This window comes from Mesorhizobium sp. M2A.F.Ca.ET.039.01.1.1 (genome assembly GCF_003998035.1).
GTDB lineage: Bacteria > Pseudomonadota > Alphaproteobacteria > Rhizobiales > Rhizobiaceae > Mesorhizobium.
Window position 1 is genome coordinate 1 of sequence record NZ_RZRY01000511.1, and the last position, 4,640, is coordinate 4,640.

Genomic DNA, 4,640 nt, shown 5'->3' on the forward strand with positions numbered 1-4,640 from the left:
CTGTCGGTCCAGCTCGTCCCACAGTTTGTCACAAAATCCGGATCGAAACGTGGGACGCGATGTGGGACTTCAGAACGAGGTTTCGATGGCGCTGACTACTCTCAAGGTCAAACATGCTGGCCCCGGCAGGCACGCCGACTTGCACGGGCTATATCTGCTTGTGCGCGAAAGCGGAACGCGATCGTGGGTGCTCCGGATGCAGCATGCCGGGCAGCGGCGGGATTTCGGTCTGGGACCCGCCCACGACGTACCACTGGCCGACGCGCGGATACTCGCGGCAGACCTGCGCAGGGCGGTACGCGCCGGCATTGATCCGACCTCCAGGCGGCGCGCGACCCGTAAATCGGCACGACCTTCGAGAAGGTGACGCGCGATTGCTACGACGCGATAAGGGCGGCTGGAAGGACCAGCGACACGCCTCATGGATGTCGAGCTTTGAGCGGCACGTGCATATTGGCGGCAAAGCCGTTACAGCGGTCGACAGCGCGGCGGTGCTGTCCGTGCTGGAGCCGATCTGGTTGACCATCCCGGATACAGCCAAGCGGGTGCTTCAGCGTATCGGCACCGTGATGGACTTCGCGCACATCAAAGGGCTGGTGCCGGACGAAGTTTCGCTTCGATCGGTGACGCGCGGTCTGCCGCGCCAGACCCGTCGCGCGACCCACCGCGCCGCGATGCCGCATGAGGATGCGCCCGCCTTCATGAAGACGCTGAGCGCTCTTCCCTCAACCCTCGGTCGGGACGCGCTCAGGCTCACGGTACTGACCGCTGTGCGTTCGAATGAGGCTCGCAAGGCGACCTGGGCCGAGTTCGATCTCGACAAGGCGGTCTGGTCGATACCCGCGGCCAGAATGAAGATGAAGGAAGCCCACGTCGTTCCGCTCGCCCCCGCTACGGTCAAGCTGCTGCGCGCGCTGCACCAGCGTCACCTCGCATTACACGGCGAGGTTAAGCCGGAGAGCCTGCTGTTCAGCTTCACAGGTGACAAGCCGATCAGCGATATGACCATGCTAAAGGTTCTGCGGGACATGAAGGTTGGGAATGCGACCGTTCACGGCTTTCGCAGCACGTTCACCGATTGGGTGGCCGAATGCACCAACGTGCCGAAGGAAAGTCGCAGACAAGGCTTTGGCACATCGCATCGCCAACGCGGTTGAAGCAGCCTATCGGCGCACCGATTTTTTTGACCGGCGTCGTATGCTGATGAACGAGTGGACCGAGTTTCTCCTGGGCTAAGTGCAGGGCGAACCGCTCGACCTCACTGCCGAGGAGAACGCCACCATTGGGGCGCTAAACGCCGAATATCAGAAGCTCGAGGCCGAATATGTCCGAACTGAACCGGCTGATGCCCGCTATCAGCCAGAAGGTCTTGATCCAGCAATTGCGCGAGATGGAGGCGCACGGCATCGTGAGCCGCACGGTGTTCCCGCAGGTGCCGCCTAGAGTGGATTATGAAGCGACGCCGCTGGGCCAAAGCCTGAGGCCAGTTCTACTTGACCTGTGCAAATGGGGCCGCCGCCACGCCGCCGAGCTCGACGAACTCGATAGCCTCGGCGATGGCGGGAAACTGTCGCTGCCCGATTAGTCTAGCCGCGCGGCGCGTCGTCTTCGCCCTCGACCATCAGCTTTCCGATCAATTCGCGAACCCAGCGCTGCCCGGCATGGCCGTGACAACGCTCGTGCCAGATCAAGCCGATATCGAACCGCTCGCTCAGCCAGGGCAGATCGATGATCGTCAGCCTTTCCGATTGGGCACGAAACAGCCGCCTGGGTACGAGCGCGACAAGATCGCTGCTGGAAACAATTTCGGGAATGAACAAGAACGAGCCCGCTGACATGACGACATTGCGCCGATAACCGAGAACCCCCAAGGCGTCGTCAACTGGTGTCTCGAAATTGCCGCCTCGCCGTGAGACGATGATATGTTCCAGCCTGACATAGTTCTCGATCGTCAGACCAGGCTTCAGATCCGGGTGGCTTTGCCTGCCGATGAGGACATATGTTTCCTCGTAAAGATGACATGCACGTAGATGCGGCATCGCGGGATCGGGTGTGGCGATCACCAAATCGATATCGCCGTTCGCCAACTGCTGTTCCATGAGGGCGGGGGACAGGTGCCAAACCGCCACGCGCACGCCTGGTGCTATCCGCCGGAGCGCTAAGACGAGCGGCATCACAACGGCTGCCTGGACATAATCCGAGCAAGCGATCGACACAGCGAGTTGCGCCGTTTCGGGATCGAAGTCCCTGTGGGATTGCAGTGTCGAGCGCACCCGATCCAACGCCTCGCGCAATTGCGGGGCAAGTTCTGTTGCCTTGGCGGTCGGGGTCATTCCGCGCTGGGCGGGAAGAAGCAAGGGATCGTCGAACAAATCCCGCAGCCGCGCGAGTTGCGCACTGACTGCCGGCTGGCTGAGATGCAGCTTCGCCGCCGCCTTGGTGACGTTCCGTTCGGCGAGCAGCACTTCGAGCGTTGCCAGAAGGTTGAGGTCGATGCGGCTGGTATCTACCACCTTTATTCCCGAACAAAATATAATCGATTTCAAATATGGCCGGAAAGCCTCCATCCTGCAAGCATCGACGCGGGAGCTTCACCAATCTCTCCCGCGGGAGGCAAGGATGGTCATCGTCAGTTTTCTTTATCCAATACTGAGCAAGCACGCTTCGATGCTGCCCATCATGTCGAGAAACATGTGCCCTTGGCCCCGGGCCTGCTTGGCGGCGCCGTCAGAGGCATTCATCGATGCCGGCTACACCAAGCGTCAGGCGCTCGACGTGCTGATAGGGCTTGCCGCCAAGCTCATCTCCAACTTCACCAACGCGCTGGCCCATACCGAGCTTTATGATCGGGTGAAGCCGCTGGCTTGGGTACATCCCAGCGAGCGCTGAAGCGCACCCCCCACTCCACGATAGAGACAGAGAAGCATGATGATGAAGAATATCCTGATTGTATCTGCGCACCCCGAACCAACCTCGCTCACCCGGCAGTTGGTCGATGTTACTGTCGAGACGCTTGGCGCCGCCGGACACGAGATCGTGCAATCCGAACTTTACGGCATGAAGTGGAAAGCAGTGTTCGACGCCGACGACTTTCCCGTCCGCACCAATCCCGACCGGCTGTCGTTCATCATGGAATCCGGCCATGCCTATGCGACCGGCAACCAGACGCCGGATGTTGTCGCCGAACAGGCCAAACTCCTTGCCGCGGACGCGGTCATCCTGCAGTTCCCGCTGTGGTGGTACAGCGTGCCCGCGATCCTGAAGGGCTGGATCGAACGCGTCTATGCCTTTGGTTTCGCTTATGGCTACCAGAACGGCACCAACGAGTTTCGCTTCGGGAACGGCATCCTGAAGGGCAAGCGCGCGCTGGTAAATGTTCAGGCCGGTGGACCTGTGGTGGACTATGGCCCGCGCGGGATCAACGCGCCGATTGAGCAGCTGCTCTTTCCGCTGACCCACGGCGCGCTCTTCTATCCGGGCATGGATGTGCTGCCCACGCACGCTGTCTACAGCGCCGGCCATGTCTCCACCGCCGAAGAGGTCGAGGCGATCAAGGCGGGCTGGCGCGCGCGACTCGCCGGGCTGTTCACGGACGCGCCAATCCCGTTCCGTGCGCAGAACGGAGGCGATTTCCCCGATCGCCACACCATGGCGGATGACGTCGCGCCGGGCCAGACCGGCATCGTCGCGCATGTCGAAAGGGTGGTCGAGACGGTTGACGCGTGAGGCACGACGATCATGAAGCCTTCGCTGATCGCGCTGGCCGCGGGAGCATTTGCCATTGGCACGACTGAGTTCGTGATCATCGGCCTGGTTCCCGGGATCGGGCGCGATCTCGGGATAACGCTCCCGGCGGCTGGTCTGCTCGTTTCCGGCTATGCCCTCGCCGTGACGGCCGGTGCCCCCACGGTCACGGCGTCAGTCGGGGCATCTGCCGCGCCGGCCGCTAGCGGTTGGATTGATGCTGCTGTTCGCGCTCGGCAATCTCTTGAGCGGCTTCGCGTCCGGCTATGGCGCGATGCTGGCGGGACGCATCATCGTCCCGCTGGGCCTTCCCAATCGGGAAAGCCCTCGCACTGGTATCTCAGTATTGTGGTTTCGACCGTGTAGGCCAGAACAGGAAGGCGGCGGTGAGAGCTGCGGTGATAGCGAAATGGCACGTACTGGCTTCCGGCGACCAGCGGCTCGTCCACAGGCTGCGGTCAAAGGCTATGCGTCGCCAGCGCCACGCACCGCGCTTCGGAAACGGAGATCAGAAGGTTCGATTTCAACCTCGGCTACATACCGAGCAGTATGCCGAGTAGTCTTCGGCTCTCAGAACATCGATCGACAATATCGGATTCGTGGACACCCTCTTCCTGGAACCGCATCCCAGCTTAAGCGGAGAACATCATGATTTCACCCTACACAATAAACGTCCCTGACGAACGGCTCGCCACGATCAGAGCCAAGGTCGAGGCTTATGACTGGAGCCAGCTGCCGGATGCGGGAGGCTGGTCGGCGGGGGTCGGGGTTGATGACCTCAAGCGACTCGCCGCTTATTGGCGGGACAGCTATGACTGGCGTGCGGTCGAACGGCGCCTCAACGCGCTGCCCAACTTCACGGCCGACGTGGAAGGCGAGCACCTCCACTTCATTCA

At 61.5% G+C, this 4,640-nt stretch carries 6 protein-coding genes and 1 pseudogene; 6 read left to right on the forward strand and 1 reads right to left on the reverse strand.

Features of this window, described 5'->3' with window-relative positions:
- The first annotated feature begins 425 nt into the window (after positions 1-425).
- Together EOA24_RS42495 and EOA24_RS28055 are read left to right on the forward strand one after the other, a co-directional pair.
- Positions 426-1,157: a tyrosine-type recombinase/integrase gene (locus EOA24_RS42495; protein WP_210211620.1), complete on the forward strand. Its 732-nt coding sequence runs from the start codon at positions 426-428 to the stop codon at positions 1,155-1,157.
- A 158-nt stretch (positions 1,158-1,315) separates the two neighbouring features.
- Positions 1,316-1,585, forward strand: a pseudogene (locus EOA24_RS28055) (helix-turn-helix domain-containing protein); the annotation flags it as partial.
- A gap of 1 nt (position 1,586) precedes the next feature.
- Here EOA24_RS28055 and EOA24_RS28060 read toward each other — a convergent pair.
- Entirely contained in the window at positions 1,587-2,567 is a 981-nt protein-coding gene (locus EOA24_RS28060; protein WP_126083415.1) for a LysR family transcriptional regulator, read from the reverse strand.
- A gap of 52 nt (positions 2,568-2,619) precedes the next feature.
- Between EOA24_RS28060 and EOA24_RS42500 the strand changes: the two genes are divergently transcribed.
- The 4 genes from EOA24_RS42500 to EOA24_RS28080 form a co-directional block, all read left to right on the forward strand.
- Positions 2,620-2,889, forward strand: a complete 270-nt coding sequence (locus EOA24_RS42500) for a hypothetical protein (RefSeq protein ID WP_210211621.1) — start codon at positions 2,620-2,622, stop codon at positions 2,887-2,889.
- A 36-nt stretch (positions 2,890-2,925) separates the two neighbouring features.
- The gene (locus EOA24_RS28070) at positions 2,926-3,726 is read left to right on the forward strand and encodes an NAD(P)H-dependent oxidoreductase (RefSeq protein ID WP_245463252.1); all 801 of its coding nucleotides are present in this window, start codon (positions 2,926-2,928) and stop codon (positions 3,724-3,726) included.
- Between the two features lie 12 nt (positions 3,727-3,738).
- Positions 3,739-4,110, forward strand: coding sequence for a hypothetical protein (locus EOA24_RS28075; protein ID WP_126083416.1), 372 nt, complete (start codon positions 3,739-3,741; stop codon positions 4,108-4,110).
- A 282-nt stretch (positions 4,111-4,392) separates the two neighbouring features.
- Positions 4,393-4,640, forward strand: a 248-nt coding sequence (locus EOA24_RS28080; RefSeq protein WP_189354274.1) for an epoxide hydrolase N-terminal domain-containing protein, incomplete at its 3' end; no start/stop codon positions are given.